Annotated in this window: 27 protein-coding genes; 14 read left to right on the top strand and 13 right to left on the bottom strand. The window is 58.9% G+C overall.

Annotated features, from left to right (window positions below; genetic code table 11):
- Nucleotides 1-44 precede the first annotated feature (44 nt).
- Nucleotides 45-623: a DUF1285 domain-containing protein gene (locus tag AC2FFH_RS17305; RefSeq protein WP_496765661.1), complete on the top strand. Its 579-nt coding sequence runs from the start codon at nt 45-47 to the stop codon at nt 621-623.
- Here AC2FFH_RS17305 and AC2FFH_RS17300 read toward each other — a convergent pair.
- Entirely contained in the window at nt 620-1,558 is a 939-nt protein-coding gene (locus tag AC2FFH_RS17300; protein WP_496765662.1) for a DMT family transporter, read from the bottom strand. The genes AC2FFH_RS17305 and AC2FFH_RS17300 overlap by 4 nt on opposite strands.
- 181 nt (nt 1,559-1,739) lie before the next feature.
- On the opposite strand from AC2FFH_RS17300, the gene AC2FFH_RS17295 reads away from it, so the two are divergent.
- Both AC2FFH_RS17295 and AC2FFH_RS17290 read left to right on the top strand, forming a co-directional pair.
- Entirely contained in the window at nt 1,740-2,489 is a 750-nt protein-coding gene (locus tag AC2FFH_RS17295) for a hydroxypyruvate isomerase family protein (protein WP_496726452.1), read from the top strand.
- Between the two features lie 79 nt (nt 2,490-2,568).
- A complete protein-coding gene (locus AC2FFH_RS17290) occupies nt 2,569-2,799 on the top strand; it encodes a DUF2798 domain-containing protein (RefSeq protein WP_082637211.1) in 231 nt (76 codons plus the stop codon).
- A 58-nt stretch (nt 2,800-2,857) separates the two neighbouring features.
- Here AC2FFH_RS17290 and polA read toward each other — a convergent pair whose 3' ends face one another.
- From polA to AC2FFH_RS17275, 3 genes are all read right to left on the bottom strand, one after another.
- Entirely contained in the window at nt 2,858-5,656 is a 2,799-nt protein-coding gene (gene polA / locus AC2FFH_RS17285) for a DNA polymerase I (protein ID WP_496844926.1), read from the bottom strand.
- A gap of 124 nt (nt 5,657-5,780) precedes the next feature.
- Nucleotides 5,781-6,443 carry a YrbL family protein gene (locus tag AC2FFH_RS17280; protein ID WP_496844925.1) on the bottom strand — a complete coding sequence of 221 codons (663 nt, stop codon included), beginning with the start codon at nt 6,441-6,443 and terminating at the stop codon, nt 5,781-5,783.
- 13 nt (nt 6,444-6,456) lie between these two features.
- Nucleotides 6,457-6,633 (bottom strand): zinc-finger domain-containing protein, encoded by a 177-nt coding sequence (locus AC2FFH_RS17275; RefSeq protein WP_496844924.1) that lies wholly within the window; start codon nt 6,631-6,633, stop codon nt 6,457-6,459.
- Nucleotides 6,634-6,720: 87 nt separating this feature from the next.
- Between AC2FFH_RS17275 and AC2FFH_RS17270 the strand changes: the two genes are divergently transcribed.
- Complete coding sequence (locus AC2FFH_RS17270) at nt 6,721-7,713, top strand: ABC transporter ATP-binding protein (protein ID WP_496845025.1); 993 nt, start codon at nt 6,721-6,723, stop codon at nt 7,711-7,713.
- Here AC2FFH_RS17270 and AC2FFH_RS17265 read toward each other — a convergent pair.
- Nucleotides 7,710-8,174 (bottom strand): DUF1203 domain-containing protein, encoded by a 465-nt coding sequence (locus AC2FFH_RS17265; RefSeq protein WP_496765670.1) that lies wholly within the window; start codon nt 8,172-8,174, stop codon nt 7,710-7,712. The two genes, AC2FFH_RS17270 and AC2FFH_RS17265, sit on opposite strands and share 4 nt — an antisense overlap.
- Nucleotides 8,175-8,283: 109 nt before the next feature.
- Here AC2FFH_RS17265 and AC2FFH_RS17260 point away from each other — a divergent pair, with 109 nt between their 5' ends.
- From AC2FFH_RS17260 to AC2FFH_RS17250, 3 genes are all read left to right on the top strand, one after another.
- Nucleotides 8,284-11,202 (top strand): error-prone DNA polymerase, encoded by a 2,919-nt coding sequence (locus AC2FFH_RS17260; protein WP_496844922.1) that lies wholly within the window; start codon nt 8,284-8,286, stop codon nt 11,200-11,202.
- A 50-nt stretch (nt 11,203-11,252) separates the two neighbouring features.
- A complete protein-coding gene (locus AC2FFH_RS17255; RefSeq protein ID WP_496844921.1) occupies nt 11,253-11,666 on the top strand; it encodes a group III truncated hemoglobin in 414 nt (137 codons plus the stop codon).
- A gap of 148 nt (nt 11,667-11,814) precedes the next feature.
- The gene (locus AC2FFH_RS17250; protein WP_496765680.1) at nt 11,815-12,753 is read left to right on the top strand and encodes a DMT family transporter; all 939 of its coding nucleotides are present in this window, start codon (nt 11,815-11,817) and stop codon (nt 12,751-12,753) included.
- A 54-nt stretch (nt 12,754-12,807) separates the two neighbouring features.
- On the opposite strand, the gene AC2FFH_RS17245 is transcribed toward AC2FFH_RS17250, so the two are convergent.
- Nucleotides 12,808-13,920: an S-(hydroxymethyl)glutathione dehydrogenase/class III alcohol dehydrogenase gene (locus tag AC2FFH_RS17245; protein ID WP_496726459.1), complete on the bottom strand. Its 1,113-nt coding sequence runs from the start codon at nt 13,918-13,920 to the stop codon at nt 12,808-12,810.
- 130 nt (nt 13,921-14,050) lie between these two features.
- Here AC2FFH_RS17245 and AC2FFH_RS17240 point away from each other — a divergent pair, with 130 nt between their 5' ends.
- Nucleotides 14,051-14,338, top strand: a complete 288-nt coding sequence (locus AC2FFH_RS17240; protein WP_496777189.1) for an I78 family peptidase inhibitor — start codon at nt 14,051-14,053, stop codon at nt 14,336-14,338.
- 61 nt (nt 14,339-14,399) lie between these two features.
- A complete protein-coding gene (locus tag AC2FFH_RS17235; RefSeq protein WP_496844919.1) occupies nt 14,400-16,052 on the top strand; it encodes a DUF6504 family protein in 1,653 nt (550 codons plus the stop codon).
- A 16-nt stretch (nt 16,053-16,068) separates the two neighbouring features.
- On the opposite strand, the gene AC2FFH_RS17230 is transcribed toward AC2FFH_RS17235, so the two are convergent.
- Nucleotides 16,069-16,794 (bottom strand): SDR family NAD(P)-dependent oxidoreductase, encoded by a 726-nt coding sequence (locus AC2FFH_RS17230; RefSeq protein WP_496844917.1) that lies wholly within the window; start codon nt 16,792-16,794, stop codon nt 16,069-16,071.
- 228 nt (nt 16,795-17,022) lie between these two features.
- Here AC2FFH_RS17230 and AC2FFH_RS17225 point away from each other — a divergent pair, with 228 nt between their 5' ends.
- Genes AC2FFH_RS17225 through AC2FFH_RS17205 form a run of 5 tightly spaced genes read left to right on the top strand, consistent with a single transcriptional unit; the run spans nt 17,023 to nt 21,229 of the window.
- Nucleotides 17,023-18,354 (top strand): NAD(P)/FAD-dependent oxidoreductase, encoded by a 1,332-nt coding sequence (locus tag AC2FFH_RS17225; protein WP_496844916.1) that lies wholly within the window; start codon nt 17,023-17,025, stop codon nt 18,352-18,354.
- Nucleotides 18,308-18,853: a hypothetical protein gene (locus AC2FFH_RS17220; protein WP_496844915.1), complete on the top strand. Its 546-nt coding sequence runs from the start codon at nt 18,308-18,310 to the stop codon at nt 18,851-18,853. The genes AC2FFH_RS17225 and AC2FFH_RS17220 overlap by 47 nt, the downstream gene beginning before the upstream one ends.
- Complete coding sequence (locus AC2FFH_RS17215) at nt 18,853-20,076, top strand: MFS transporter (RefSeq protein ID WP_496726464.1); 1,224 nt, start codon at nt 18,853-18,855, stop codon at nt 20,074-20,076. Before AC2FFH_RS17220 ends, AC2FFH_RS17215 begins: the two co-directional genes overlap by 1 nt.
- On the top strand, nt 20,073-20,690 hold the full coding sequence (locus tag AC2FFH_RS17210) for a DUF3833 domain-containing protein (protein WP_496765695.1): 618 nt from the start codon (nt 20,073-20,075) through the stop codon (nt 20,688-20,690). Before AC2FFH_RS17215 ends, AC2FFH_RS17210 begins: the two co-directional genes overlap by 4 nt.
- Nucleotides 20,687-21,229 (top strand): DUF3833 family protein, encoded by a 543-nt coding sequence (locus tag AC2FFH_RS17205; RefSeq protein WP_496765697.1) that lies wholly within the window; start codon nt 20,687-20,689, stop codon nt 21,227-21,229. The genes AC2FFH_RS17210 and AC2FFH_RS17205 overlap by 4 nt, the downstream gene beginning before the upstream one ends.
- A 64-nt stretch (nt 21,230-21,293) precedes the next feature.
- Here the strand turns inward: AC2FFH_RS17205 and AC2FFH_RS17200 are convergent, their stop codons facing one another.
- From AC2FFH_RS17200 to AC2FFH_RS17175, 6 genes are all read right to left on the bottom strand, one after another.
- Entirely contained in the window at nt 21,294-22,322 is a 1,029-nt protein-coding gene (locus AC2FFH_RS17200; protein ID WP_496726467.1) for a porin, read from the bottom strand.
- Nucleotides 22,323-22,701: 379 nt separating this feature from the next.
- Entirely contained in the window at nt 22,702-23,838 is a 1,137-nt protein-coding gene (locus AC2FFH_RS17195) for an energy transducer TonB family protein (RefSeq protein ID WP_496844913.1), read from the bottom strand.
- Complete coding sequence (locus tag AC2FFH_RS17190; protein ID WP_496844912.1) at nt 23,835-24,212, bottom strand: ExbD/TolR family protein; 378 nt, start codon at nt 24,210-24,212, stop codon at nt 23,835-23,837. Before AC2FFH_RS17190 ends, AC2FFH_RS17195 begins: the two co-directional genes overlap by 4 nt.
- Nucleotides 24,209-24,574, bottom strand: coding sequence for an ExbD/TolR family protein (locus AC2FFH_RS17185; RefSeq protein ID WP_496844911.1), 366 nt, complete (start codon nt 24,572-24,574; stop codon nt 24,209-24,211). The genes AC2FFH_RS17190 and AC2FFH_RS17185 overlap by 4 nt, the downstream gene beginning before the upstream one ends.
- Nucleotides 24,567-25,232, bottom strand: coding sequence for a MotA/TolQ/ExbB proton channel family protein (locus AC2FFH_RS17180; protein WP_496844910.1), 666 nt, complete (start codon nt 25,230-25,232; stop codon nt 24,567-24,569). Before AC2FFH_RS17180 ends, AC2FFH_RS17185 begins: the two co-directional genes overlap by 8 nt.
- Entirely contained in the window at nt 25,229-25,603 is a 375-nt protein-coding gene (locus tag AC2FFH_RS17175; RefSeq protein WP_496844909.1) for a hypothetical protein, read from the bottom strand. The genes AC2FFH_RS17180 and AC2FFH_RS17175 overlap by 4 nt, the downstream gene beginning before the upstream one ends.
- Nucleotides 25,604-25,861 lie beyond the last annotated feature (258 nt).

The raw sequence follows: 25,861 nt of genomic DNA, 5'->3' as shown, positions 1-25,861 counted from the left end.
ATTATGGTTGAAGTGTATCGCGCGAAAAGGAAATGGCAAAAGCAATGAGCGGACAAAAACCTGTGACCCCCTCTCCGGACGGGCTGGCGGCCTCGGTCAAAGCGGCCAAAACCAGGGGTTTACCCCCTGTTCACCTGTGGAATCCTCCGTTTTGCGGCGATCTGGACATCCAGATCGCAAAAGATGGCTCTTGGACTTATTTAGGGTCGCCGATCAACAGGTTCGAGCTTGTGAAGCTTTTTTCCTCAATTCTTAAGAAAGAAGACGGGAAATACTACCTCGTGACTCCGGTGGAAAAGGTGGGAATCACTGTCGAGGATGCGCCCTTTGTGGCCGTGGATTTTGGCGCGACAGGCGACGGTCAGGCGCAAACACTGACATTTACGACCCGTGTTGGTGATACCGCGATAGCTGGCCCGGACCACCCGATCCGGATTGTCATCGATCCCGAAACAGACGAGCCGTCACCATATGTATTGGTTCGCGCAAATCTTGAGGCGCGCATAGATCGCAAAAGCTTTTATCGTCTTGTGGACATCGCAACGCACAAAGATGGCTGGTTTGGCGTCTGGTCCAGTGGGCAGTTTTTCCCGCTTATCCGGTCGGACAGCCTGACCGACTAGGCCGGTTTTGCGACCCGACGATCCTGTGCCAGAACAACAGCCATTGCCACGACCCCTGCACCCAGCGCTCGGGTCCAGTTCCACTCTTCGCCCAGCACCAGCATGATCAGCATCACGTAGAAGGGGGCGACATTGATGTGAAAGGACGTAAGCGCGACGCCCAGTTTGCCAATCGATGCGACAAACAGGATCTGGCTGAGCGCCATGGAAATCAGCGAATAGATCGCCAGCATCCCAATTTGACGCGTGTCGATAGAAATGGACGGCACGATATCCATGCCCAGATGATGTGCGCCGGCCATCAGGATGGTTGCCATGAAGAACCCGCCAACAAATGTGACCGCTGCGCGCCCGGTCTGGCTTAATTCGGGGAAATCTCGCGAGGTTGCCTGGCTACCCCAGCAAAACAGGGCTGTCGCTGCAACGGCACAGGCCGCGCCCAAACCCAACTGTGCCGGGGCTACCGCGCTGGTGGCGATCAATCCACCCACTACCGAGATCAGAACCCCAACAGCAAAATTCCACTTGAGTCGCCGAGTACCAGACGCAAGTTCCAGCAATGTCGCAATCAATGGCGCGCATGAGGCAATGATGGCCGTTGTGACCGGGTCCGTCAGTTTTTGCGCCACGATCAGCAGAAACATCCCCAGACCGATGCCAAACCCGCCGACAACAAACGCATGTCCCCAACGGGCGCGCAGAACCCGTTCCGGGCCATCTATCATGACCCAAATCGGGAGTAGAAACGCAACAGCCATGGCCATGCGCGCAACCAACAGCGCAACTGGCGGCCATGTCTGCAACAGCACCTCGGCCGCCGGAAACCCAGCCGCCCACGTCAGCATGGATGCCACTGCCAAGCCGTTGCCGGACAAGGCCGAATTTTGCCCGGCAGACGCAGAAAGGGCGTTCCCGCGCGCGGGGTTTGGGCTCATCGCCATAATGTTCGAACCTTTTGTTGGCACGGCGTTCTGAAATGATTCGCCGCGTTGCCCCGACCCTCGCTGATTCAGTCAGGCCGATCTGGTCGAATTTCGACAAACTGTCGTTTTCGGTCTCTTTCGTTAAAAACGCCTCGCGGATAAGATCAGCGCACCAGCTATCAAAAGGCTTCCGATGCCAAAATTCGCGGCCAATATCTCCCTGCTCTTTGCCGAGCTTCCCTACCTGGACCGGTTTCAGGCCGCCGCAGAGGCCGGGTTCATGGCGGTTGAAATTCTGTTTCCCTACGACCTGGCCGCCAAAGAGACACACCGCGCGTTGCTGGCCAACGGTTTGGATCTGGTGCTGATCAATGCGCCTCCACCCAATTACACCGGCGGCGATCCCGGTTATGCCGCTGTTCCCGGTGGTGAAGGCCGGTTCCAGTCGGATATCCGCCGCGTTTTGCGCTATGCTCAGGTTCTGCGCCCGGGGCTGATCCACATCATGTCAGGTTATTCCTCGGGACCGGACGCGTTTGAATGCATGGTGCACAACCTGCAATGGACGGCCGACCTTGCACCGCACCAACAATTTACGATTGAACCGCTCAACCCCGTGTCTCAGCCCGATTACTTCCTCAACGATTACAACCTGGCTGCTGACATCCTGGACCGTGTGGATCGCCCGAATGTCGGCCTGCAATACGACAGCTTTCACGCCCATATGATCCATGGAGATGCGCTGGCTGTTTGGGAACAGTTTCACCCAAGGGTCGTACATGCCCAGGTCGGAGCCGCCCCGGACCGCTCTGAACCGGGACGCGGTCCGACGGATTTCGCTCAGCTTTTTAACGCTATGACGGCGTCGGGATATTCCGGTTGGGTTAGCGCCGAATACACACCGTCAACATCCAGAACCGTGCACTCATTGGGCTGGATGTGACGCCAGATTCCCTATTCCGTCTGGCAATCAGGGGGAAAATATCTAAAACCGGGGCATCGCGACCTTAAGGATGCCCGAAATGATCCCTGCCCGCTTGGCCCACGCTGTATTCGGACTGATCATGTCCGGCCTCATGTCCTGTATCGTCACTGGCATCGCCACGGTCAAAGCTGTCGGTTTCGGACCGTCCACATTTGGTGACTGGATGGGTTCCTGGGCTTTTTGCTGGCCCATCGCCTTCGCCGTCATCCTAACCCTTGGACCAACAGTAAAACGTATGGTCGAGGGGTGGGTCAGACCGCAGGACTGACCCGCTGCAAAGAGGGCCCGCCGGGCCTGATGAGCAGCGCCGCCCGCTTGATGAATTTCTAGTGCGCCTCAGCCCAGTTGGCGCCTTGCCCGGCATCCACGCTCAGCTTCACATCCAGCTTCACAGCTGGATCAGATGCGCCTTCCATCACGTCGCGTGCGACATCGATCAAAGAGTCCACCGCATCCTCGGCGACTTCGAACAGCAATTCGTCATGCACCTGCAGCAGCATCTTGGCGGGCAGACCATTGATCGCATCTGGCATCCGCACCATCGCGCGCCGGATTACATCCGCCGCCGTTCCCTGAATCGGTGCATTGATCGCCGCCCGGCGCGAGAACCCCGCATGCGGCCCCTTGGCATTAATCTCGGGTGTATGAATTTTACGTCCGAACAAAGTCTGCACATAGCCATGCTCTTTGGCAAAGGCGACAGTGTCGTCCATATACTTGCGAATACCCGGGAAGCGTTCGAAATAACGGTCGATGAACCCCTGTGCCTCGGCCCGCGGGATGCGCAGATTGCGCGCCAGCCCAAAGCCTGAGATGCCGTAGATCACACCAAAGTTGATCGCCTTGGCCTGACGGCGGATATCCGGCGTCATCTCGTCCAGCGGCACATCGAACATCTCGGACGCGGTCATGGCGTGAATGTCCAGCCCGTCGGAAAACGCCTGTTTCAGAGCCGAAATATCGGCGATATGCGCCAGAATGCGCAGCTCGATCTGGCTGTAGTCGAGGCTGACCAGCACATTGCCCGGTTCGGCTATGAACGCCTCGCGAATGCGCCGACCCTCCTCGGTACGCACCGGAATGTTCTGCAGGTTCGGATCGGTCGAGGCCAGACGCCCCGTATTCGCCCCCGTGATGGAATAAGACGTATGCACCCGGCCCGTATCTGGATTGATATGGGTCTGCAGCGCATCGGTGTAGGTCGATTTCAGCTTGGACAGTTGCCGCCAGTCCAGTACTCGGCGTGGCAATTCATGCTCGGTCGCGAGGTCTTCGAGAATGTCAGCCCCGGTCGAGTATTTTCCGGTTTTCCCCTTCTTGCCGCCTTCCAGCCCCATCTTGTCGAACAGAATCTCACCAAGCTGGGCAGGAGAGCCAACATTGAAATTCTCGCCCGCCAATTCGTGGATATCAGCCTCTAACCCTGCCATTTTCTGGGCAAATGCGTTGGACATCCGGCTCAGAACATCGCGGTCGACCTTGATGCCGTGCATTTCCATTTCGGCCAGAACCGGTACCAGCGGGCGTTCGAGCGTTTCATATACCGTTGTCACCTGCACCTGATGCAGTTGCGGTTTGAACAGCTTCCACAGGCGCAGCGTGATATCGGCATCTTCGGCCGCATAGGCCGTTGCCTCATCGATCGGCACCTTGTCGAAGGTGATCGCTGACTTGCCCGAACCCAGCAACGGTTTGATCGGGATCGGCGTGTGATTCAGATAGCGGTCGGACAAGGTATCCATACCATGCCCATGCTCACCCCCATGCATCGCGTAGGACATCAGCATCGTGTCATCGATGGGCGACACATTCACGCCATAGCGGGCGAAAATCTTGGCGTCGTACTTCATGTTCTGCCCGATCTTCAGGATCGACGGGTCTTCGAACATAGGTTTGAGCAGATTCAGGGCCTCATTGACGGGCATTTGCCCTTCGGCCAGCGCGTCTGAGCCGAACAGATCATCGGTGGCGCTTTCCCGGTGGATCAATGGGATATAACACGCCTCGCCCGGCTCAACCGACAGGGAGATGCCGACAAGATCAGCTATCATTTCATTTAGGCCGGTGGTTTCCGTATCCACGGCGATCCAGCCGCGCTCATACGCCTGATCTATCCATTTCTGCAGCGCACCCGCATCCCGCACACATTCGTATTTCGATGCATCAAAGGGGATGGCTTCGGCTTCGACTACCTCAGCAGCCGGCGCAGGCGCATCGGCAATCGCTGGCGCTTCGGCACCCAGCTTGTCCGCGATCCGCTTGGTGAGCGTGCGAAACTCCATATCTGCCAGAAAACCCAGCAAGGTGTCAGGTTCGGGATCTTTCACCTCAAGATCGTCCAGCGTGAAATCCAGCGGTGTGTTCTCGTCCAGTTGCACCAGTTTCTTCGACAGCTCGATCTGGTCGCGCTTTTCGATCAGGGTCTGGCGGCGCTTGGGCTGCTTAATTTCTTCGGCCCGGTCCAGCAACGTTTCCAGATCACCATATTCGTTGATCAGCAGGGCGGCCGTCTTGACCCCAATGCCTGGAGCCCCGGGAACGTTATCGACGCTGTCGCCCGCCAGTGCCTGTACATCAACCACGCGTTCAGGGCCGACACCGAATTTCTCAATCACGCCATCGCGGTCGATGCGCTTGTTCTTCATCGCATCCAGCATTTCGACACCGCCGCCAACCAGCTGCATCAGATCCTTGTCCGAGCTTACGATTGTCACACGCCCGCCCGCCTCACGCGCCTGCACAGCAAGGGTCGCAATGATGTCGTCGGCCTCGTACCCCTCCAACTCTTTGCAAGCGATGTTGAAGGCTTTCGTTGCTTCGCGTGTCAGGGGCATCTGCGGGCGCAGGTCCTCGGGCATCGCTTCGCGGTTCGCCTTGTAGAGGTCATACATATCGTTGCGGAACGTGTGCGAGCCTTTGTCAAAGATCACCGCCACATGGGTCGGTGCTTCCGGGCCAGCGTTCCCTTCAACATATTTCTGCAACATGTTGCAAAAGCCGGAAACTGCGCCAATCGGCAGCCCGTCCGACTTTCGCGTCAGTGGCGGCAGCGCGTGATAGGCCCTAAAAATAAAGGCCGATCCGTCAATCAGATGCAGGTGACACCCTTTTCCGAAATTGCTCATGCGCGCGCTCCGTTCTGGTTGGAAACGGTTCTGCCACAGGCCCGCGCGGGTGGCCAGCAAAGAAGGTAGTCAATCCACACAAGAGGCCGGAAAACTGTGCCGGAACGTTAACGCAGGCCGTCAATCACGCGACACGGAATTCCTGCCCGGTTCTGTCCCAGATCAGCCCCACACGCTCGGCAATGCCGTTCATCTGCTTGTGCAGCGACCGGTTGTTCAACCTGCGGCTCAATGTACGCAATGGAATTAGATTGCGCTCTCCGTAACCATCGATCAGCAGGAACATTCGGGTTTCGTTGCGCAGCCCGTAGACAATGTTGGTCTCGTGAATATCGCGGGCAACAATCTGAAGCTGAAACAGTTTTTTGGCAAAGCTGTTCAGTTCATTCAGAACATCATCGCTCAGCGCTCCATCCTCGCACAGCTTCGCAAGGGGATGTGCGAGCTGTCCGTCATCGGATTCGATCCGTTCCACAATGATCGCTGGGCCAATGTCGGTTTGCGCTATGCCAAAACATCGCGCCAAAGGCAGTTGCTCGATGTCGGTGCCGCTTTTCAGCGCCGCCTTCATCTCACCCTCGATTTCTTTTAGCGCATTGCGGAATACAGAATCGGGCAGAAGCCGCCGGATCAACCGTTTCGCAAAGGATCGGTTGGGCCGTTTGCGCGGGCGCGTCACCTTTACCAATAAGTGGGACTGCCCTGGGCAGGCATACACGTCTCGATGTCCGCCACTGGCAATCGGGTCCTGATCGGACACCCGCAAAAGCTGCACTGCAAAAAGCATCCGGCCCCCGAATTTATTGCGCGTCGCGCTCCGACAGTACGTATTTACAATCGCAATACGGGCACTCGACCCAGCCCGTATCTTCGGGGATCTGCAACCAAACGCGCGGATGGCCCAATGCGCCTTCGCCGCCGTCACAGGCAACACGTGCGGTTTCGACGATCTTGGTTTCCGGTGCATCAAGTGTCACGGCTGGCGATCCTTCATTGGTTGTCGGCCTCGCGGGCATGCATTAGGTGCGTTTATGAGCGATGAGCAAACCGGGGGCAAGGGTCTCATGACCGATGCGGCAATCAGGATCGATGGACTGCGCAAGACCTATCGGGGTGGCAAGGGCCAGCCCGAGAAACAGGCACTGAAGGGCATAGACTTGAGCATCCCACGGGGGTCGGTGTTTGGCCTGCTGGGTCCGAACGGGGCAGGTAAATCGACCCTGATCAACATTCTGGCCGGTCTGGTGGTGAAAACGGCGGGTTCTGTGTCGATCTGGGGGTACGATCAGGACCGCAACCCACGCCAGTCCCGTTCCGCGATTGGCGTGATGCCCCAAGAGCTGAACCTTGACCCGTTTTTTACCCCCCGCGGCGCGTTGGAGGTGCAGGCCGGTTTGTACGGCGTACCTAAGGCCCAACGCCGCAGCGATGAGATCCTTGAACTGGTCGGTCTCAGCGACAAGGCCGAAGCCTATGCCCGTACCCTGTCGGGTGGCATGCGGCGGCGGTTACTGCTAGCCAAGGCGCTGGTGCATCACCCCAAGATTCTGGTGCTGGATGAACCGACGGCAGGCGTGGATATCGAACTGCGCCAGATGCTCTGGACAAATGTGCGCAAGCTGAACGATCAGGGCATGACCATCATCCTGACCACGCATTACCTGGAAGAAGCGCAGGAAATGTGTGACGAGATTGCCATCATCAATCACGGTGAGAAAATCGCGCAGGACAGCACCGCCAACCTGCTGGGCCGAATGGACAGCCGTACCATGGTCATCGTGCCCGACAGCCCGGTCATCGATCTACCCGCAACCGAAGGGGTCGAGGCCGCCTTGCGCGACGATGGTAACCTTGTTCTGCAATATCGCAGCGCCCAAACCAACGCCGAGCAAGTTCTGGAATCCGTCCGCGCAGCCAATATCCGCATTCGCGATGTCCGCACTGAAGAGGCTGATCTAGAGGATGTGTTCCTCGCCTTGACGTCCAGCCGCACAGGGGACACCCCGGCGGTTGATCCGGATCAGCCGCACCGGGGGATGCATAGGGTCAAGCTTTAGTCTCGGTCGATTCGGGCCTGATAGCAGTTGTTTCGCGCAGATCGGACGTGGATATAGGCCACATCTGGTCGGGCAAAGATATCTCTGACTTTTGCACCGATCTGATCCGTGGGCGTGATCGCCCCGGTGCCATAGGCGATGCGGTCATCTGTGCCATAGCCCTTAATTAGGTAATCGGGCGACGAGGTCAGGATCTCGGGCAGGTCTTGCCCCTCGTATCGCTCACAGGGTGCAGCACACAGAAAGATTGGCCCGGTTTCCGCATATGGATGTGTCTCTAAAAATGGCCTGTGGGCCAAGATCAGCATTTCTTCGCCCTCGGGAATGTTCTGCAAACAATGGCGACACGGGTTACCGGCACCCGTTGAAACGGTCCGTTCTGGCGTTGCGCCATAGGAATCCGGGTGACCGGCCTGAAGGGCGCGTACGTCGTCGGTGGGCAATGCGGTGATTTTGAACATTTCAGGTCTCCTTTTTCCCGACATTGCCCATCGGACCAAACCCAATCGACCCGTTTCCTGCGCAAAGGACTCGAAAAAGAACAAAACGTGAATATAATACGGAATCGTCATGTATGCCGAGCTGTCGATCACGTCCAACTTCACCTTCCTCACCGGGGCCTCTCACCCCGAGGAGTATATGGAGCGTGCCGTCACCCTGGGCCTGCCCGCCATCGCCATCGCTGATGACAACTCGGTCGCTGGGATCGTCCGCGCCCATACGCAGGCGCGCGAGATCACCCGCAAGGTGCGCGAACGGCTGGAGTGGGAGGTGCAGAACACCTCCATAGGCCCACCCTGCCCCGATCACATCCCCAAACCGCCCTCGTACCCGATCCACGCGGTGCCCCGCCTGATACCGGCGGCACGGCTGATCTTTACCGACGCACCCACGGTTACCGCGCTGCCCCTGAACCGACAGGGCTGGGCCAATCTGTGCCGCATCCTCTCCAAGGGACGGCTGCGCGCCGAAAAGGGCAACTGCATCCTGCACCTGTCCGACCTTTTGGAGTTCTCAGACGGTCTCCACCTGCTGCTGTGGCCACAAACGGCCCGGTCTCCGGGCGGCGCGGGCGGCTGGCGGACACAAGCGCAACAGCTGACGCGCCGCTTTGCCGGGCGGATGCATCTGTTGATGCACCCCCGGTATGACGGCGCAGATGGCGTATATTTCTCTTTATTAGAGACTGAATCAAAGCAACTCGGCCTCCCCACACTCGCCAGCGCCACGCCGATGATGCATCACGGCACGCGCCGCAAACTGGGTGATGTGCTGACCGCCATCCGCCTGCGCCGCAAGGTCGATGAGTTGGGCCGCGAGGCGCTGGCCAATGGCGAACAACGCCTGCGGTCCGAGACCGAGATGCTGCGCATCTTCAAAGGTTATGAGGGGGCCGTTGCCCGCGCGCATGAACTCAGCGAACAGCTCACATTCTCGCTGGACGAGCTGCGTTATGAGTACCCCAGCGAGGGCAGCGAGCAGGAAACCCCGACCCAGCGCTTGCATCGTCTGGCGCATGAAGGGTTGCAATGGCGCTATCCGGCAGGCGCGTCCGAGAAGGCGCAAAAGATGTTGGCGCATGAGCTCACCTTGATCGGTAAGCTGAAATACGAGCCCTATTTCCTGACCGTCCGCGACATCGTTCATTTCGCCCGCTCGCGCGACATCCTCTGCCAGGGGCGCGGGTCGGCGGCCAATTCGGTGGTCTGTTTCTGCCTCGGCATCACTGAGGTCAGCCCTGAGATGGGCACAATGGTCTTCGAACGCTTTGTCTCCGAGGCGCGGGATGAGCCGCCCGATATCGACGTCGACTTCGAACATGAGCGCCGCGAAGAGGTGATTCAGCACATCTATGACCGCTATGGTCGCCATCGCGCCGGCCTCTGTGCCACGGTCGTGCATTATCGCGGCAAACGCGCCATCCGCGAGGTTGGCCGCGCGATGGGACTGACCGAAGACACGATCTCAGCGCTCTCATCTCAGCTTTGGGGCTTCTTCTCCGCTGCGGGGCTTGAGGCGGAACGGATGCGCGAGATTGGCCTCGACCCCGAAGATCGCCGTCTAAAACAGACTCTAATGCTGGTATATGAGATCGACGGGTTCCCCCGTCACCTGTCTCAGCATGTCGGCGGCTTCATCATCACCGAGGGGCGTCTGGACGAGCTTGTTCCTATCGAGAACGCCACGATGGAGGACCGCACGGTCATCTGCTGGGACAAGGACGATATCGACACGCTGGGCATCCTCAAGGTCGATGTCCTCAGCCTCGGGATGCTGACCTGCATTCGCAAGGCCTTTGATCTGATCGGTCAGCACCATCAGACCAGCTATACACTCGCCACCCTGCCGCCCGAGGACCCTGTCGTCTACGACATGCTGTGCAAGGCGGACTCGATTGGCGTGTTTCAGGTGGAATCACGTGCACAGATGAACTTCCTTCCCCGGATGCGGCCCCGCAATTTCTATGATCTGGTGATTGAGGTCGCCATCATCCGCCCCGGCCCCATTCAGGGCGACATGGTCCACCCTTATATCCGCCGCCGGAACGGAGAGGAGGAGGTCAGCTTCCCCTCGGACGAGTTGGGCGAGGTGCTGGGCAAAACGCTGGGCGTGCCGCTGTTTCAGGAACAGGCCATGCAGATCGCCATTGTCGGCGCAGGCTTTACCCCGGAACAGGCCGACCGGCTACGCCGGTCTCTGGCAACCTTCAAGAAGCACGGCAATGTCAGCGAATTCCGCGCGCTGTTCCTGCGCGGGATGAAACGCAACGGGTATGAACAGGACTTCGCCGAACGCTGTTTTTTCCAGATCGAAGGCTTCGGCTCTTACGGTTTCCCAGAAAGCCACGCGGCCAGCTTTGCGCTGCTGGTCTATGCCTCGGCCTGGATCAAATGCCATCATCCGGGGATATTCGCCTGCGCCCTGCTGAATTCGCAGCCAATGGGATTCTATGCCCCCGCCCAGATCGTCCGCGATGCGCGCGAGCATGAGGTTCAAGTGCGCCCGGTCTGCATCAATGCCAGCTTTTGGGACAATGTGATGGAACCTGACGGTCAGGGCGGGCTGGCGCTGCGGCTGGGCTTCCGCCAGATCAAGGGCCTCAGCGAGGAAGATGCCAGCTGGCTGACAGCCGCGCGCGGCAATGGCTACCATCAGGTCGACGATGTCTGGCGCCGTGCCGGTTTGGGACCATCGGTCATCGAACGGCTGGCCGAGGCGGATGCCTTCGCCGCCTGCGACCTGACACGGCGCGAGGCATTGTGGCAGGCCAAAGCGATCGCCACAGCCAAACCCCTGCCGCTGTTCTCGCAAGATCTGGAAGGGGAGGCGCTGGATGAACCCGAGGCCTACCTGCCGAAAATGACCTTGGGCGAGCAGGTGGTCGAGGACTACGTCGCCACCCGCCTCAGCCTACGGGCGCATCCCGTCGCCCTGCTGCGGCATATTCTGACACCGGACCCGCGCGACAAAACCACGCCTGTCGCATGACCGCAGAACGGGATATTGCCCCTGAACAGAGTCGAAATCGGACCATCCCAATGACCAGACCCACCCTGCCCCCACGCTTTCCCGCGACGCCAGATCAGATCAACGCTCAGGTCCGCGCCTTTTACGCCCGCGTGCGTGAGGATGCGACACTGGGACCGGTCTTCAACAAACATGTCCACGACTGGCCCGCCCATGAGGAAAAGATCGCCGCCTTCTGGCGCAACGCGATTTTGTTCGAGCGCAGTTATGACGGCAATCCGCAGCGGGTTCATATTGAACGTCCCGACGTAAAGCCCGAGTTCTTCGCCCATTGGCTGGACCTGTTCGAAGAGGTCGCAACCCAGACGCTGCCCTCTGAAACCGCAACACCGTGGGTCGCGCTGGCGCGCCGCATTGGTGTGGGAATGAAGGCCGGTGTTCAGTCCGCTCGCCAACCCAAGGACGCTCCCCCGATCCTGCGATGATCTCGCGGCATAGCAGCCATGCAATGTTAGCGGTAAATTAAGGACTATGCGCGCAGCCAAAATGGGTTTACTCAAAGGCAAGCCACCCGCAACATACGCGGTGTGATGGCACAGTCACAACACCGAGACATCACCCGGGGCCACAAAGATGAGCACTCAGAACTCCACCCTCCGGGGACTCGGCTATGCGTTTTTGGGCTTTGCGGTCTTTGCCAGCCATGACGCGCTGATCAAGGCGCTCGGCGGCGTCTACTCGGTGATGCAGATCATCTTTTTTGCCACGCTGTTTTCCTTTGTGCCCATGGCCGTCACGATTCTGACCGACCGGACAACCGGGAACTTCCTGCCCCGCCACCCATGGCTGGTGCTGCTGCGGTCAGGCTTGATGGTCACCGCAATGTCCTGCGCGTTTTACTCCTTTTCCGTATTGCCGCTGGCCGAGGTTTATTCGCTGCTATTTTCCTTCCCGCTGATCGTGACAGTCCTATCGATCCCCATTCTCGGCGAAGTGGTCCGCGCCCAGCGTTGGGCCGCCGTGGGCGTGGGCTTGATCGGCGTTCTGATTGTCCTGCGTCCAGGCGCAACGGATATCACGCTGGGCCATCTGGCCGCCCTGATGGCTGCCTTTTGCAGCGCCTTTGCATCCGTGCTGGTACGCAAGATCGGAAATGAAGAACGTTCGGCGGTGCTGATCCTGTACCCCATGCTGTTGGCAATCGCCGTGATGAGCCTTGCACAACCCGTTGTCTATCAACCGCCATCCTTGCTGCATCTGGCGATGATGGCATTGGTAGGCGTATTCTCGGTCATCGCCCAGCACCTGATCATTCTGGCCTATCGCGCGGCACCCGCCGGAGTTATTGCCCCCAGCCAGTATAGCCAGATCATCTGGGCTACGATCTTTGGCATGGTCTTCTTTGGTGAACGCCCGGATATCTGGGTTGCGGTGGGCGCCAGCATCATCATCGCATCCGGCGTCTATGTGGTCTGGCGCGAAAGCCGGATCAACACCACCTCGGCCAACACCCCGGTTCTGCGCGTGCGATCACCTCGGTCAGATACCGGGGCAACGCGGCCGGGGGAATAAGAAACGGCGCGCTGTTTAGCGCGCCGTAATAGCGTTTTCCGAAGGTTTAGACCCTTAGTAAAGGACCACAGACCGGATGCTTTCGCCTTTGTGCATCAGGTCGAATCCGTGGTTGATGTCGTCCAGACCCATTGTATGAGTGATCATCGGGTCGATCTCGATCTTGCCCTCCATGTACCAGTCGACAATCTTGGGCACATCGGTCCGGCCCCGCGCGCCACCAAATGCAGTGCCGCGCCACGAGCGGCCAGTGACCAGCTGGAATGGGCGGGTCGAGATTTCGGCCCCAGCCGGCGCCACGCCGATAATGATCGATTCACCCCACCCTTTATGTGCCGACTCCAGTGCTGCGCGCATCACGCCGACATTGCCGGTGGCGTCAAAGGTGTAGTCCGCGCCGCCTTTGGTTAGGTTGACCAGATAAGGCACCAGATCGCCTTCAACCTCGGACGGGTTGACGAAATCGGTCATGCCGAACTTGGTAGCCATTTCGACCTTTGACGGGTTCAGGTCGACGCCGACGATCTGGTCCGCTCCGGCCAGACGCAGGCCTTGAATGACGTTCAGGCCGATGCCGCCCAGACCAAACACGATGGCACGGCTACCGATCTCAACCTTGGCAGTGTTGATGACGGCACCGATGCCGGTGGTGACGCCACAACCGATGTAGCAGATCTTGTCGAAGGGCGCGTCCTCACGCACTTTGGCCAGCGCGATTTCCGGCAGAACCGTGTGGTTCGCGAAGGTTGAACAACCCATGTAGTGCAGGATCGGATCGCCATCCAAGGTCGAAAACCGCGAGGTTCCGTCGGGCATCAAGCCCCGGCCTTGGGTTTCGCGGATCGCCTGACACAGGTTGGTCTTGGGGTGCAAACAGTATTCGCACTCACGACATTCAGGCGTGTAGAGCGGGATCACGTGATCACCCGGTTTCAGGCTGGTCACACCTGGGCCCACTTCAACCACAACGCCTGCGCCTTCATGGCCCAGAATCGCCGGAAACAGGCCTTCGGGGTCAGCGCCCGATCGGGTGAATTCGTCGGTGTGGCAGAGGCCGGTGGCTTTGATCTCGACAAGAACCTCGCCCGCCTTGGGGCCTTCGAGGTTCACATCCATCACTTCCAAAGGTTTGCCCGCCTGGACGGCGACGGCGGCACGGGTACGCATGGTTGTTGTCTCCCTGTCTTATTTGCCCCGACCCTGCGTCAATTGCAGGGCATTTTCAACTGCGCTTTGGTGACAGGTTGGCTAATTGTTTGATATTGCAGTAACGACATTGTCAGAAGGAGAAACGCCAATGCACCGATTTATTCCCGCTCTGGTCCTGCTGGCAGCCTGCGCCGAGACGACCGCGCCTGTTGCAACACCTGCGTCGACGGACGCCGCCTCGGTTGATCTGGCCTTTTGCCAGGGCGAAGCTTTTGCCGATTCCATTGGCCAACCGGTGTCGACCATTCAGGGCCAGCTGCCCGAACGCTCGCGCGTTCTGGGCCCCGATGACATCGCCACACAGGATTACCGCATCGACCGGCTGAATGTTTTCGTGAGCGGCTCGGGGATCATTCAACGCCTGACCTGCGGGTAAGCGTGGACTCGGCGGACGATTCTGAAGTAAGAACAAAGTGAGAACATTTTGATGTCTGCCGATGCCGAAACGCCGAATACTCTCATTGTGGTTCCCCCGTCTGGGGGCTGAACGGCTGATCCGTGCTGCGCGGGGGCTGCATGCTGGCCCTTTGGCCGTGGTTGCGGAACAGTCAAACATGCAGGTGATTACCTCGCTGAACGTGGAAGCGCAGGCCGCCGGTCTGCGTGTGGGTCAACCCGTGCGTGATGCCCACGCCATGTGTGCAGCCCTGATCACGCGACACCGCAACGCCCCGGCTGAGGCTGCGTTTCTAACCGCGCTGCGCCGTTGGGCCGGCAAGTTCAGCCCCTGGGTGGCCGAAGAGGCACCAGACGGGCTGGTCGTCGATCTGTCAGGCTGCACGCACCTGTTCGGCGGGGAAGAGGCACTACTGAGCGTCATTGAAACCGACTGTGCAGATATGGGGCTAAGCGTGCAGATGGGCATCGCCGACACGCTGGGCGCGGCCTGGGCGCTGGCACGGTATGCGGGGCAAGAGGCCACATCAGATCGCAACGGCGACGCCATCAGCCAAGAGGCGCGCGCCACCCGCGCGCGCGCAGGGAAACGGCGGCACTGGACCAAGGGCGGGGCCGCGCCGCAAGTGATGGCCCTGGGTGGCGGCGCACGGATCGCAGCACCAGGGCAATCTTATGGCGCGCTCAGCCCTCTGCCGATTGCGGCGCTGCGGCTGGAAGATCAGGTTGTGGCACAACTGAACCGGCTGGGCCTGCGCCGGATCGGCGATCTTTTGGGTCAACCCCGGGCTTCTCTCGCCCGACGGTTCGGGCGCGGGCTGGTGATGAGACTGGACCAAGCGATGGGCAGCGCCCCCGAACCGGTCTCGCCCGCACGTCCGCCCCATCACTTTGCGGTGCGGATGACCTTGCCCAATCCGATCGGCCTGATCGAGGACGTTATGGCCGCCATCGACCGAGTCTTGCCCACGCTGTGCGCGAAGCTGGAAGAGAAGGCACGTGGCGTGCGTACCCTGCGGCTTGAGGCACATCGCGCCGATCAGGCGGCTGAGATCATCGAGGTTGGTTTGGCTCGGCCCACTTACGACAAACACCGCATTCGCCCTTTGTTAGAGATGAAAATCGATAAGATCGACGCAGGCTATGGCATCGACATGCTGCGGCTTGAGGCGATCCAGACCGAGCCCATCCATGCCCGCACAGTGGCCGGTCACGCCGAGGCGCGCCGCGTGGCTCGCAATCGGCTTGAGGGCAATACAGCCGTAGATGATCTGATCGGCAAACTGGGCGCGCGGGTCGGGTTGGACGTGATCACCCGACGTCACCCGGCAGCCTCACATATCCCCGAAAAAACGGCACAGACTTTGGCGGCAGCATGGTCTGAACCCGCGCGCGACTGGCCTGCCCCACCGCGCCCGCGCCCCTTGCAGATGTGGCAGCCCGAGCCGGTGATGGCCGCTGAAGCCCCGGATGTTCCAGCCGCCTTTCGCTGGCGCGGGCGCGACTGGCAGTTGGTACAGGCCACCGGTCCGGAACGGATCGCACCCGAATGGTGGCTGGACGATCCCAACTGGCGCAGCGGCGTGCGGGACTACTGGGTGGTGGTCACCGAACAGGGTGAGCGGCTGTGGCTGTTTTACGGCCATGGCGGCACGATGTCGGCAGGCTGGTTCTGTCACGGGCAGTTTGGTTAAAACGCCTGGTTAGAGTCTATTTTCCGCGGTAAATCAGCCAATCCGGCAGGTAATCCAGCAAACGGATCACCCAAGAGAACGGTGCCGGGAAATCGGTGCGGAACCGGCGGCGCGACATCGCCCTGACCACCCGGTCCGCCGCGTCCTCGGGTGTCATCAGCATCGGCATCTTGAACGTGTTCTTTTCGGTCAGGCGGGTCTTAATGAAGCCTGGATTGACGATCCGCACGGTTACCCCCGTGCCAGCCAGATCAAATCGCATCGTTTCAGCCAGAGAGACCAGCGCTGCCTTGCTCGCCGCATACCCAACCGCAGCCGGAAGCCCGCGGTAGCCAGACAAAGACCCGATCAGCGTGATGTCGCCTTGGCCCGCGCGCACAAACCCGGGCACGGTCTCGCCCAACACGCGCAGCGCGCCAAGATAATTCACGTCTGTCATCGACAGAACAGCATCGGTGTCCCAATCGGCTGATTTCATCGGCTCATAGGCCCCGGCATTGTAAACCAGACCATCCACACCCCCGACCTCTGCAACGGCGCTGCGCACAGCTTTCAGGTCGGTCACGTCGAACGGCACCGCCCGCGCGTTCGGAAGGGTTTCGCAGATGTCGGCCAGTCGTGCCGCATTGCGCGCCGACAGGACCAGATGTGCCCCCTGACGGCTTAGCGCCTGAGCCAGAGATCGGCCCAGGCCCTCGCTGGCACCAACAATCCAATAGGTTTTACCGTCAAAACTGCTCATGCTTGGGCCATCCGGACTGTCGGGTACGTGTGGCCCGGACATTGGTTTCGTGTTGTTTCAGACAATTTAAGGATTTTACGGATCGGCAACAAAGCTGGATCACGTTAACGCTCAAAAAACTGGGCAAGGCATCATGATGTAACGCACGTTCAAAAAAAGTCCAACGTGATTGATCCGTACCCGCAACTAGTACGTAATCCTTTTTAAATGTCGCACTAAGGGGATCACATGTTCGACGAACCACGGGGCTCACGCAAGAAAATCGCAATTGTAGGTGCAGGCATTTCAGGCTTATCCGCAGCTTACTACCTATCCGAAAACAATGATGTAACGGTCTATGAGGCCGAGCCACGACTGGGCGGACATGCCCGAACGGTGATGGCCGGCAAAAACGGTGATCAACCGGTCGACACCGGTTTTATCGTGTTCAACTATTCCACCTACCCCAACCTCACCAAGCTGTTCGATGAACTGAACGTCCCTGTAATCAAAAGCGAGATGAGCTTTGGTGCCACGATCGACAATGGTCGCCTCGAATACGGGCTGAACAATCTGCGCACTTTGACCGCGCAAAAGCGTAACCTGATGCGGCCGGCCTACTACAAGATGATCTCTGACATCCTGCGCTTTGGCAAAGAGGCGCCAGAAGCAGCCAAGGACGATGACACAACGATTGGGGAACTGATTGATCAACTGAGACTGGGCCACTGGTTCCGCCACAACTATCTGATGCCTATGTGCGGCGCGATCTGGTCCACCCCTGTCGAATTCATTGACCGCTTTCCGGCGCGGTCACTGGTACAGTTCTTCCAAAATCATGCTTTGCTGGCCGGTGATCGAACCAAACAACACCAGTGGTGGACGGTCAAAGGCGGCAGCATCGAATATGTCCGCCGCATCGAGGCCTCTCTGCGCGCCCGCGGTTGTGAAATCCGCGTTGCTGCTCCGGTTCAGAACGTTCAGCGGAATGAGTTGGGCGTAACTGTACATAGCGAAGGTCAGGCCGATCTGTATGATGAGATCATCCTCGCCACCCATTCCGACCAGTCACTGGCCATTCTAGGCGACAGCGCCACACCCGAGGAAAAAGCCGCCCTCGGTGCAATCAAATACCAACCTAACAAGGCCGTTTTGCATTGCGACCCGGGCCAGATGCCCAAAAGGCGGGCCTGCTGGTCCAGCTGGACCTATCGGTCGCAAGCCGGAAATGTCGGCGTCACCTATTGGATGAACAGGTTGCAGAACATTCCGGACAGCGATCCGATGTTTGTGACCCTCAATGTCTCAGCAGATATTCCCGCGGACAAAATCTATGACGAGGTCGAGTTTGCCCACCCGGTATTCGATCAGGCAGCCCTGAAAGCACAAGGCCAAATTCGCGAGATGCAGGGACAGAACAAAACGTGGTTTGCCGGCGCATACAACCGGCACGGTTTTCACGAGGACGGGATTGCCAGCGCGATGCATGTTGTCGAGCGATTGAATGGCACCCCGCAAACCATCGGAGCTAACAATGGCGTTCTGGAAAAAGATCCGGCCATCCCTGTTGCGGCAGAGTAATCCATTCTGGCGCGCTATTCTTCTTTCATTGACTTTGCTGGCCCCAAGCGGGCTGGCAGCTTCAACCGTATCGAATGCATTGCCGAGCGCCGAATTGAGCGGCTCGGCAACGTATCGGTATCTGGGCCTGCCGATTTATGACGCCAAGTTGTTTACGCCCGGTGGCGCCCCGTTCAGCTGGAGTGAGGATTTCGGTTTGCAGCTGACCTACCGCAAGAACATCAAGCAGAAGGCTTTAATCGAATCCACGCTTGATGAAATGACACGGCAGGGCAACAGCGGGCTGACACAGGCCAACCTGGGACAGTGCTTTGAGGCCGTCAGCAAAGGTGATGTTTATCTGGCTGTTTCGGATGGGCCGAACAAGGTTGGTTTCTGGCTCAACGGGCGCAAAACCTGCAACCTGACCGGGCCGGGCATCAAAAAGACATTCATGTCGATCTTTCTTGGCGACAACACCAGGTCGGCAAGCTTTACGCGACAGTTGAAGGGGCAATGATGCTGTATCCACGGGTCAGCCTCTATGCGCTGATGCTCGCTGCGGCGGGTATCCCCCTTTATATACATCTGCCGCGCTTTGCGGCCGTAAACCTTGGGATCAGCCTAGGCGTGATCGGCACCGTTCTGCTGGTGATCCGACTGGTGGATCTGGTGCAGGACCCGCTGATTGGCTGGGCGATTGACCGCTGGCCGGGTGGCCAGCTGGCATTCGCCGCTGTGGCCGCAATTGGGCTGGCCATGGGCTTCCCGCTGCTCTTTGCTCTTCCAGAAGGCGCAAGCGTGACATCGCTGATCCTGATCCTAATACTGCTGTTCTCGGCCTATAGCCTTGGAACCATCCTGCTTTATGGGCGCAGCGCAACACTGGCTAAGGCACCGGACACGAAAGAGTTGATGACACTGGCAGCCTTCCGTGAAGGTGGACAACTGGCCGGGGTTGTCATCGCCGCCAGCGCGCCCGCGCTGTTTGTGGCTTTCGGGGCCGGTGCGCAGGGATATCCAGCCTTTGGCCTGTTCCTGGGCGTCCTGTCGATCGTCACCATCGCGGTGACCTTTCCGATGTGGCGGCGGACACCGATTACGGGTGCGGGCCTGTCTTTCACCGGATTGGGTCAGGCCGGGGCGCTGCGCCTTCTGGCGCTGGCTCTGGTCAACAGCCTGCCGGTCGCCATCACCTCGACCCTGTTTCTGTTTTTCGTCGAGGACCGGTTGCAACTTCCGGGCAAGGCGGGTCCCTTGCTGATCCTGTTCTTCCTCAGCGCCGGGGCCAGTGTGCCGCTTTGGGCCAAGCTCAGCAATCGCATTGGCCCAAAACAGACCCTAATTATTGCAATGCCGCTGTCTATTGCCAGCTTCATAGGTGCCGCGATGTTGCCGTCAGGCGAACTTCTGGGCTTTGCCCTGATTTGTCTTGCCTCTGGCGCGGCGCTCGGGGCTGACATGGTGGTCCTGCCTGCCATGTTCTCGGTCGTTTTGACCCGCGCTGGCCTGAATGCGTCAGCTGCGTTCGGTATCTGGTCCTTTGCTGGCAAACTGGGCCTTGCGCTGGCCGCCTTCTTTACATTGCCCCTGCTGGAACGCAGCGGTTTTACACCTGGTCAATCGAATACCGCCCAAGCCCTGGACACACTCAATCTGGCTTATGCGGTACTACCCTGCATCCTGAAATTTGGTGCGTTTGGCATGGTCCTGACGTTGCCCACGGAGGTCTCAGCCAAATGAAAACGCTTGTTGTTTTACTGTTCGCCGCTCTCGCTTTGTTTATCGCCAAGAACCGGTTCCTGAGCTTCCGGTCGCAAACACCGGCCGACTACGCCGGCACTGGGCCTGCATTCAAAATGAAAGAGGTACTGAACGGAGAGATCCTGTCCGAAGGGCTGATCTATGGGCCGAACGGCAAGATGTCGAACAGTTTTGTCGCCCGTATGGTTGGGAAATGGGATGGAAACACCGGCACGTTGGCCGAGCATTTCACCTATTCCAACGGCAAACAGATGACACGCAAGTGGTATCTGACGCTGGGCACCGGCAATACGTTCACCGCCACGGCGGATGACATCGTCGGCGAAGGTCATGGAACAATTTCAGGAACAACTGTCAAACTTACCTACCGCATTATTCTTCCCGAGGATGCCGGTGGGCACACTTTGGACGTCACCGACTGGATGTACCTGACCGAAAACGGTATAATCATGAACCGGTCCGAGATGCGCAAGTTCGGCATTAAGGTCGCTGAATTGATTGCCACGATGCGTCCCGCGCCCGAGGTCAAATCCGCTCATGTCCCCGGCTCAAACGGCTATGATGCGGACGCAGAGCAAAGGCCGCTGCAATGATCTCGCGCCGGGCTATTGTCGCTGGTCTGGCAGTCATCGGTCTTGCGGTTCTAACCGCCTGTTCTGCCAAACCGCGTATTCCCAAGACCTTTCTGTCAGACCGGCAGCTGAACCTTGAAGAGTTTTTTGAAGGGAAAACCGTCGCTTATGGTCAGTTTCAGGATGTTCTGGGCAACGTACCGCGCCGATTTACGGTGGATATCGACGGAACGTGGGATGGTGAAACCCTGACCCTGGTTGAGGATTTCGTCTATGATGACGGCGCCACCGAACAGCGTGTCTGGACGCTAACCAAGACGGGCGAGGACACCTGGACCGGCACGGCCCCCGGCGTTCTTGGAACCGCCAGCGGTGTCGAACGCGGCGATACGTTCAACTGGACATACAAGATCGACCTGCCGATCAAAGAAGGCACCATGCGGGTCAACTTTGACGACTGGATGTGGCTGCTAGACGATGACCGTCTGCTGAACCGAGCCTATGTCTCGCGTTATGGCGTCCGACTGGGCGAAGTCATTCTGTTTTTTGAGAAGAAGTAAGCTAGCAGCAAAAGAAAAGGGCAGGTCCGAAGACCTGCCCTTAAATTTTGTGGTTTAGCTCAACTTAGAAGTTGAACTGCGCACCGAAGTCAGCGCGGATGCGCCCGTCCTCGTCACCCGTTTTGATTTCGCCGATACCACCACGCAGCGATGCACCGCCGCCCAGGTCGTAGATGGCGCCAATACCGATATTGCGGGTATCGTTGTCAGCGGAACCGTCACCGTAAGCAAACTGCAGGGTGGTTGCAGCGCCGAGGTCGTATGCCAGCGACAGACCGTATGCGGTGCCGTTCTCGGCGTCATCAACAACGTCATCGTCAGCTACGAACAGTGTACCCGAGAAGTCACCGAATTCTGCGCCCAGGGTCAGAACGGTCAGCGACTGCTTTTCGCTGCTGCTGTTCACGTTCGCCTTGGTCTGACCATAAGCCAGAGCGGCAGTGATGTTGTTGAATGTGTAGGTTGCGCTGATGTCCCAACGGTCTGCGTCTTGCGGAACACCGTCCAGAGCAACAGTTGCCTGGTCATATGACGCGCCAAATGCGAAATCGCCAATTGCGTACTGGAAGAACACAGCGTTCGCACCCGAACCGGTCGAGGTGTACTCCAGGAAGCTGTAGTCAACGCCCGAATACTGACCTAGGAACTCTTCCAGGCCCGGTTCGTTACCGAAGTAGTTTGCCAGGTTGTCGAAAGAACCCGCAACGTTGCCGGCGTCAACACGCAGACCACCGTAGATGACAGAGAAGCGTGCGCCGTTCAGGCCTGCGCTGTTCTGTTCGCCGTTGCCGGAATCGTCATCAGCCTGCAGACGAACACGTGCCTGGAACTCAACGCCGCCATCGGTTTCTGCGGTGCCGTCGATGTTCAGACGGAAGCGCGAGACCAGGATGGTGTTGTCGGTGTCGACGGTCGCGGTGCCGGCGCTGGTAACTGCGCCGGTTGCCGGATCAACGGTGAAGTTGTCAACAGTACCGGTACGGTCTTCCTGATATCCAATACCAAAACGGCCGTAGCCGCTGAATTTAACATCCGCGGCAGCAACGCTTGCGGTTGCGATCAACGCGGTCGATGCAATGAGGAGATTTTTCATGGTAAACCCATAAGATTTGAGAGGAGTGTAGCCGCCAAAGCGACTGTTGGCCTATTCGAACAATTTCCGAGCACACGCAACGATTTCGCAGCATTTCTCGTGGCGCACACTGGGCACTTGTTGCATCTTTGCAAATGCAGAAAATGCCGACAGTCCAATTTCCCGAGCATTTACGTGTGTTTTCGTATTCAGTCGTATTTTATTACAAAGATTTGATCACAGAAATGCGGCGATACCTCTTTAAATGGCAAAAATCGTTCAGGTTTGCAAATGAGACTTCCGGAGTTGTTAACCGGCATGTCCGGAAATGGTGGATTCGGGCGAAATCCCGCCCAAAACTGGCCCTGGTTTGGACGGATGGAGCGCTTAAACCCGCCAATCAATTGCTGGTGTAGAAGAAGGACAACTTGCGGCTGACCCCACCTGGCGGCAGCGGAAAGGGCGAGGCCGCCTGCACTTGCGCCCTTGCGGCCCGGTCAACATCGGACGACCCTGAACTGTCGATGACATCGACCCAGGCCAGCGTGCCATCGGGATTGATTTCGAAAAACACCTTGGCAAATCCCCGGGCAGCAACAAATACCGGGGGCGCGCGGTTCAGGTGGACTAAGACTTCACCCGCATAATTGGTGGTGTCCGAATTGCCGGGGCCACGCCCGCCCGAGCGGCTGCCACTGCTGCCAGTCGTGAAGGCATCCAGACCTTCGCGCCTGTAGGCGTAAAGGGGCGATTCAACCACCTCTGACGGGAACTGCAACTCGCTGAAGTCGCGCGCGCCGTTCAGTGTGCCCCGCCTTTCGGGCGCTGGTTGCCGGTCGGGGCGCTGCGGCCGGATCGAAGACGTCACGGCCAGTTCTGTCACGTCCTCCGTCGCATCCTGGTCGGTCGGTTCAACCGGGTCATCCGGCTCAATCGCCTCAGACTCCAACGGGACAACGGGAATCGCGGCCTCGGGCGACGGGGTGACCGGCAGCGCCGCCAGCTCTTGCGGTTGGGGTGATACGGGCTGGACTTCGGTCGCGACCTCTGGCTCGACGACCTCTGCCTCGGGAATTCCTTCGGGCACCTCGGTTGCTGTTTCCGCCTCGACCGGCGGTGTTTCATTGAAATTTTCGCTGGCGGCGGCATCGCCTTCGGATGTGTTTTCGGTCTCTGCCACATCAGGCTCAACCGGTTCCGTGGCAGTCGGCTGAACCACTTCTGCTTCGCCGATATCGGGCGCGTAAACCTCCTGCGGGTTTTCCGACGCGACAAGCGCCTCACTGACCGGGATTTCCGGTTCCTCAGGCGGTGTTTCAACCGGAGGCTCTGGTGACTCGGCCGGTTCGGGTTCAACCGGCTCGGCGGCAACCTCGGCAAGATCCTCGAATGTCGTGCTTAGTTCGATTGATTCAGGTGCTTGGCCGCCTGGCGCGTCTTCTGCAAGCCGCTGCCCGGTCACGCTGAGCCCCATCAGGTGTAGGAACAGCGACACCAGAATGGCTGCCGCCGCAATCAAAACCGACCGGCGGATCATTCCAGCGCCTTCTCGGTCACAACAAAGACGGATGACGCGCCCAAACGGCGTAACGCGCCGGTCACCTCGATCAGACGCGGGCCCGGCGCATTTCGGTCGGGGACGATGCGCACGGCCTCGGCCCCTTGGTCACGCATATGCGTTTCAGGATCGGTTGGAATTCCGCGATAGCTCAGCGAGCCGTCGGCGTGCAGGATCAGCGCATCAGGAGGCTCGCGCCCTTCTAGGTCTGCCGTGTTCACGAGCTCAAGATCCGGATCAAGCGGCGGAGCCAGCGTGCCGGTGAGCAGGAAAAAGATCAGCATCAGGAAGACGACGTTGATCAGCGCAATCGTTGAGTCGCGTCTGCGTTTGGGGCGTCTGTACTTGATCATTCCAGCACCAGAACGCTTAATCCGTCACGCCCGCGCAGCCGGACCAGGACGTCGATGACTCGCTGCGCCGTTGTATCCGGGTCCAAACTGACCAGAACCTGCCCGGCTTCCAGTTGCCTTTCCAGATCACTCAGAGAGACCGTTTGCCCGTTCAGCACCAGCCGCTCTGACCCCAACTGCAGGAACAACCGCTCGGTCGGTGTGACCGAGGTCGCACTGCCGCCCACTGCGTTGCTCAGTTCGATCTCGCCATATTTGGAAAAGGTCGAGGACAGCATGAAGAACAGCAACAGCAGGAAAATCACGTCGATGAGAGGCGTCATCGACATGGGGCGCCGTACGAAGGGTGCGGTGTTACGCATGTCCGGGGGCGGTCGCCACAGCCCGGATATCGTCGGCCTGCGGAACGGCCTGCCCCGGCACCAGAATTGTCCGCAGCGCCTTGTCTGCGAAAACCCGCTCGCGCGCAGTGCGGCTTTCGAACCAGGACAACAGCATCGAGGTTGGCATTGCCACGGCAAGCCCCACAGCCGTTGTCAGCAGGGCGACCCAGATACCACCGGCAAGCAATGATGGATCGACCGACGACCCGGCGGATTGCAGGCTGCGAAACGCCTCAATCATCCCTAGGACGGTGCCAAACAGACCCAGCAGCGGCGCAAGTTGCGCCACGGTGTCCATCAGTCGGAAGCCGCGCTCAAGCCCCGCAAGCGCCAGACCGGCCTCGGCATCCAGCCTTTGGTCCAAACCCGGCGTATCTGAGGCCTGCATCGCGGCCCGTACCAGGGGGGCAAGATAACTGCGGCTTCTGTCCAGGCGGGCGTGGGCGGTTTGCGGATCGCCTGCATCCCAAGCCGCCAGCGCCTCGGACAACACTCGGTGACGCCCTACGCCGGATGCGGCAAACTGCCAGAGCTTATAAAGCGTGACCGCAACGGTCACCACCGACATCGCGATCAGGATCGCAACAACAGGCCCGCCCAGATCAAGGATTTCGCGCAGCGCATCAAAGGGGCTCATCCAATCAACTCCACATCTATTCGGCTTTGCAGTTTCAGACTGTCTTCACATATCGAACTCTCCTCCCCGGCCACCTTGCAGGTGTTTGTGCCGTTGATCAGGGCTTTTCCAATCGAACTGCAGTCTCTGTCGCGCAAGACGAATTGGCGCACACGCAGGCGATCTTCCGGTAGGTCACGGAAATTGAAGAGCGTCAGGCTGACTACGCTGCCGGAAGCATCAAAGATCACCGTCTCAAAGCTGGCTTCGTCAATGGCTGTCCCGGTTTGGTTTTCCGCCACAAACGTCAGTCGACATGCGTTTTCGACATCCTGAACCGAATTCAGCTCGATTTGGAGGCCGCCCGAAGCAGTTGCTTCGGTCTGTGCCATAGCGGTTGCAGGTAATGTGCATGCGCAAAATGCAGCAAGTGCCGGACGGAGAAAGAACATTGGCGCGCTCCCGATTGTTCAAGGCAGACATCAAGGGCCGGCGACGCTCCGCTGGCGTTCAGCTACACATAGTCAATGCAAGGGGTTGGCGAAAGGGGGACCTTTGGGTTTGTGAATAGGGTGTCTGACGTCAGCACCAATGGGACAGTTTAAGTAGATTTGATAAGAGAGGGTTTCTGGCTCATCGTAACCGCCAAG

It is taken from the genome of Ruegeria sp. YTSC003 (genome assembly GCF_059609785.1).
Note: the sequence above shows the minus strand (reverse complement) of the source record. Positions and strands in the feature narration are given on the sequence as shown.

What these genes read in the sequence shown, in the direction of transcription:
- AC2FFH_RS17305 (WP_496765661.1), top strand. Translation starts at nt 45, where the DNA reads ATGAGCGGACAAAAACCTGTGACCCCCTCTCCGGACGGGCTGGCGGCC.
- AC2FFH_RS17300 (WP_496765662.1), bottom strand. Translation starts at nt 1,558, where the DNA reads ATGAGCCCAAACCCCGCGCGCGGGAACGCCCTTTCTGCGTCTGCCGGG.
- AC2FFH_RS17295 (WP_496726452.1), top strand. Translation starts at nt 1,740, where the DNA reads ATGCCAAAATTCGCGGCCAATATCTCCCTGCTCTTTGCCGAGCTTCCC.
- AC2FFH_RS17290 (WP_082637211.1), top strand. Translation starts at nt 2,569, where the DNA reads ATGATCCCTGCCCGCTTGGCCCACGCTGTATTCGGACTGATCATGTCC.
- polA (WP_496844926.1), bottom strand. Translation starts at nt 5,656, where the DNA reads ATGAGCAATTTCGGAAAAGGGTGTCACCTGCATCTGATTGACGGATCG.
- AC2FFH_RS17280 (WP_496844925.1), bottom strand. Translation starts at nt 6,443, where the DNA reads ATGCTTTTTGCAGTGCAGCTTTTGCGGGTGTCCGATCAGGACCCGATT.
- AC2FFH_RS17270 (WP_496845025.1), top strand. Translation starts at nt 6,721, where the DNA reads ATGACCGATGCGGCAATCAGGATCGATGGACTGCGCAAGACCTATCGG.
- AC2FFH_RS17265 (WP_496765670.1), bottom strand. Translation starts at nt 8,174, where the DNA reads ATGTTCAAAATCACCGCATTGCCCACCGACGACGTACGCGCCCTTCAG.
- AC2FFH_RS17260 (WP_496844922.1), top strand. Translation starts at nt 8,284, where the DNA reads ATGTATGCCGAGCTGTCGATCACGTCCAACTTCACCTTCCTCACCGGG.
- AC2FFH_RS17255 (WP_496844921.1), top strand. Translation starts at nt 11,253, where the DNA reads ATGACCAGACCCACCCTGCCCCCACGCTTTCCCGCGACGCCAGATCAG.
- AC2FFH_RS17250 (WP_496765680.1), top strand. Translation starts at nt 11,815, where the DNA reads ATGAGCACTCAGAACTCCACCCTCCGGGGACTCGGCTATGCGTTTTTG.
- AC2FFH_RS17245 (WP_496726459.1), bottom strand. Translation starts at nt 13,920, where the DNA reads ATGCGTACCCGTGCCGCCGTCGCCGTCCAGGCGGGCAAACCTTTGGAA.
- AC2FFH_RS17240 (WP_496777189.1), top strand. Translation starts at nt 14,051, where the DNA reads ATGCACCGATTTATTCCCGCTCTGGTCCTGCTGGCAGCCTGCGCCGAG.
- AC2FFH_RS17235 (WP_496844919.1), top strand. Translation starts at nt 14,400, where the DNA reads ATGCCGAAACGCCGAATACTCTCATTGTGGTTCCCCCGTCTGGGGGCT.
- AC2FFH_RS17230 (WP_496844917.1), bottom strand. Translation starts at nt 16,794, where the DNA reads ATGAGCAGTTTTGACGGTAAAACCTATTGGATTGTTGGTGCCAGCGAG.
- AC2FFH_RS17225 (WP_496844916.1), top strand. Translation starts at nt 17,023, where the DNA reads ATGTTCGACGAACCACGGGGCTCACGCAAGAAAATCGCAATTGTAGGT.
- AC2FFH_RS17220 (WP_496844915.1), top strand. Translation starts at nt 18,308, where the DNA reads ATGGCGTTCTGGAAAAAGATCCGGCCATCCCTGTTGCGGCAGAGTAAT.
- AC2FFH_RS17215 (WP_496726464.1), top strand. Translation starts at nt 18,853, where the DNA reads ATGCTGTATCCACGGGTCAGCCTCTATGCGCTGATGCTCGCTGCGGCG.
- AC2FFH_RS17210 (WP_496765695.1), top strand. Translation starts at nt 20,073, where the DNA reads ATGAAAACGCTTGTTGTTTTACTGTTCGCCGCTCTCGCTTTGTTTATC.
- AC2FFH_RS17205 (WP_496765697.1), top strand. Translation starts at nt 20,687, where the DNA reads ATGATCTCGCGCCGGGCTATTGTCGCTGGTCTGGCAGTCATCGGTCTT.
- AC2FFH_RS17200 (WP_496726467.1), bottom strand. Translation starts at nt 22,322, where the DNA reads ATGAAAAATCTCCTCATTGCATCGACCGCGTTGATCGCAACCGCAAGC.
- AC2FFH_RS17195 (WP_496844913.1), bottom strand. Translation starts at nt 23,838, where the DNA reads ATGATCCGCCGGTCGGTTTTGATTGCGGCGGCAGCCATTCTGGTGTCG.
- AC2FFH_RS17190 (WP_496844912.1), bottom strand. Translation starts at nt 24,212, where the DNA reads ATGATCAAGTACAGACGCCCCAAACGCAGACGCGACTCAACGATTGCG.
- AC2FFH_RS17185 (WP_496844911.1), bottom strand. Translation starts at nt 24,574, where the DNA reads ATGCGTAACACCGCACCCTTCGTACGGCGCCCCATGTCGATGACGCCT.
- AC2FFH_RS17180 (WP_496844910.1), bottom strand. Translation starts at nt 25,232, where the DNA reads ATGAGCCCCTTTGATGCGCTGCGCGAAATCCTTGATCTGGGCGGGCCT.
- AC2FFH_RS17175 (WP_496844909.1), bottom strand. Translation starts at nt 25,603, where the DNA reads ATGGCACAGACCGAAGCAACTGCTTCGGGCGGCCTCCAAATCGAGCTG.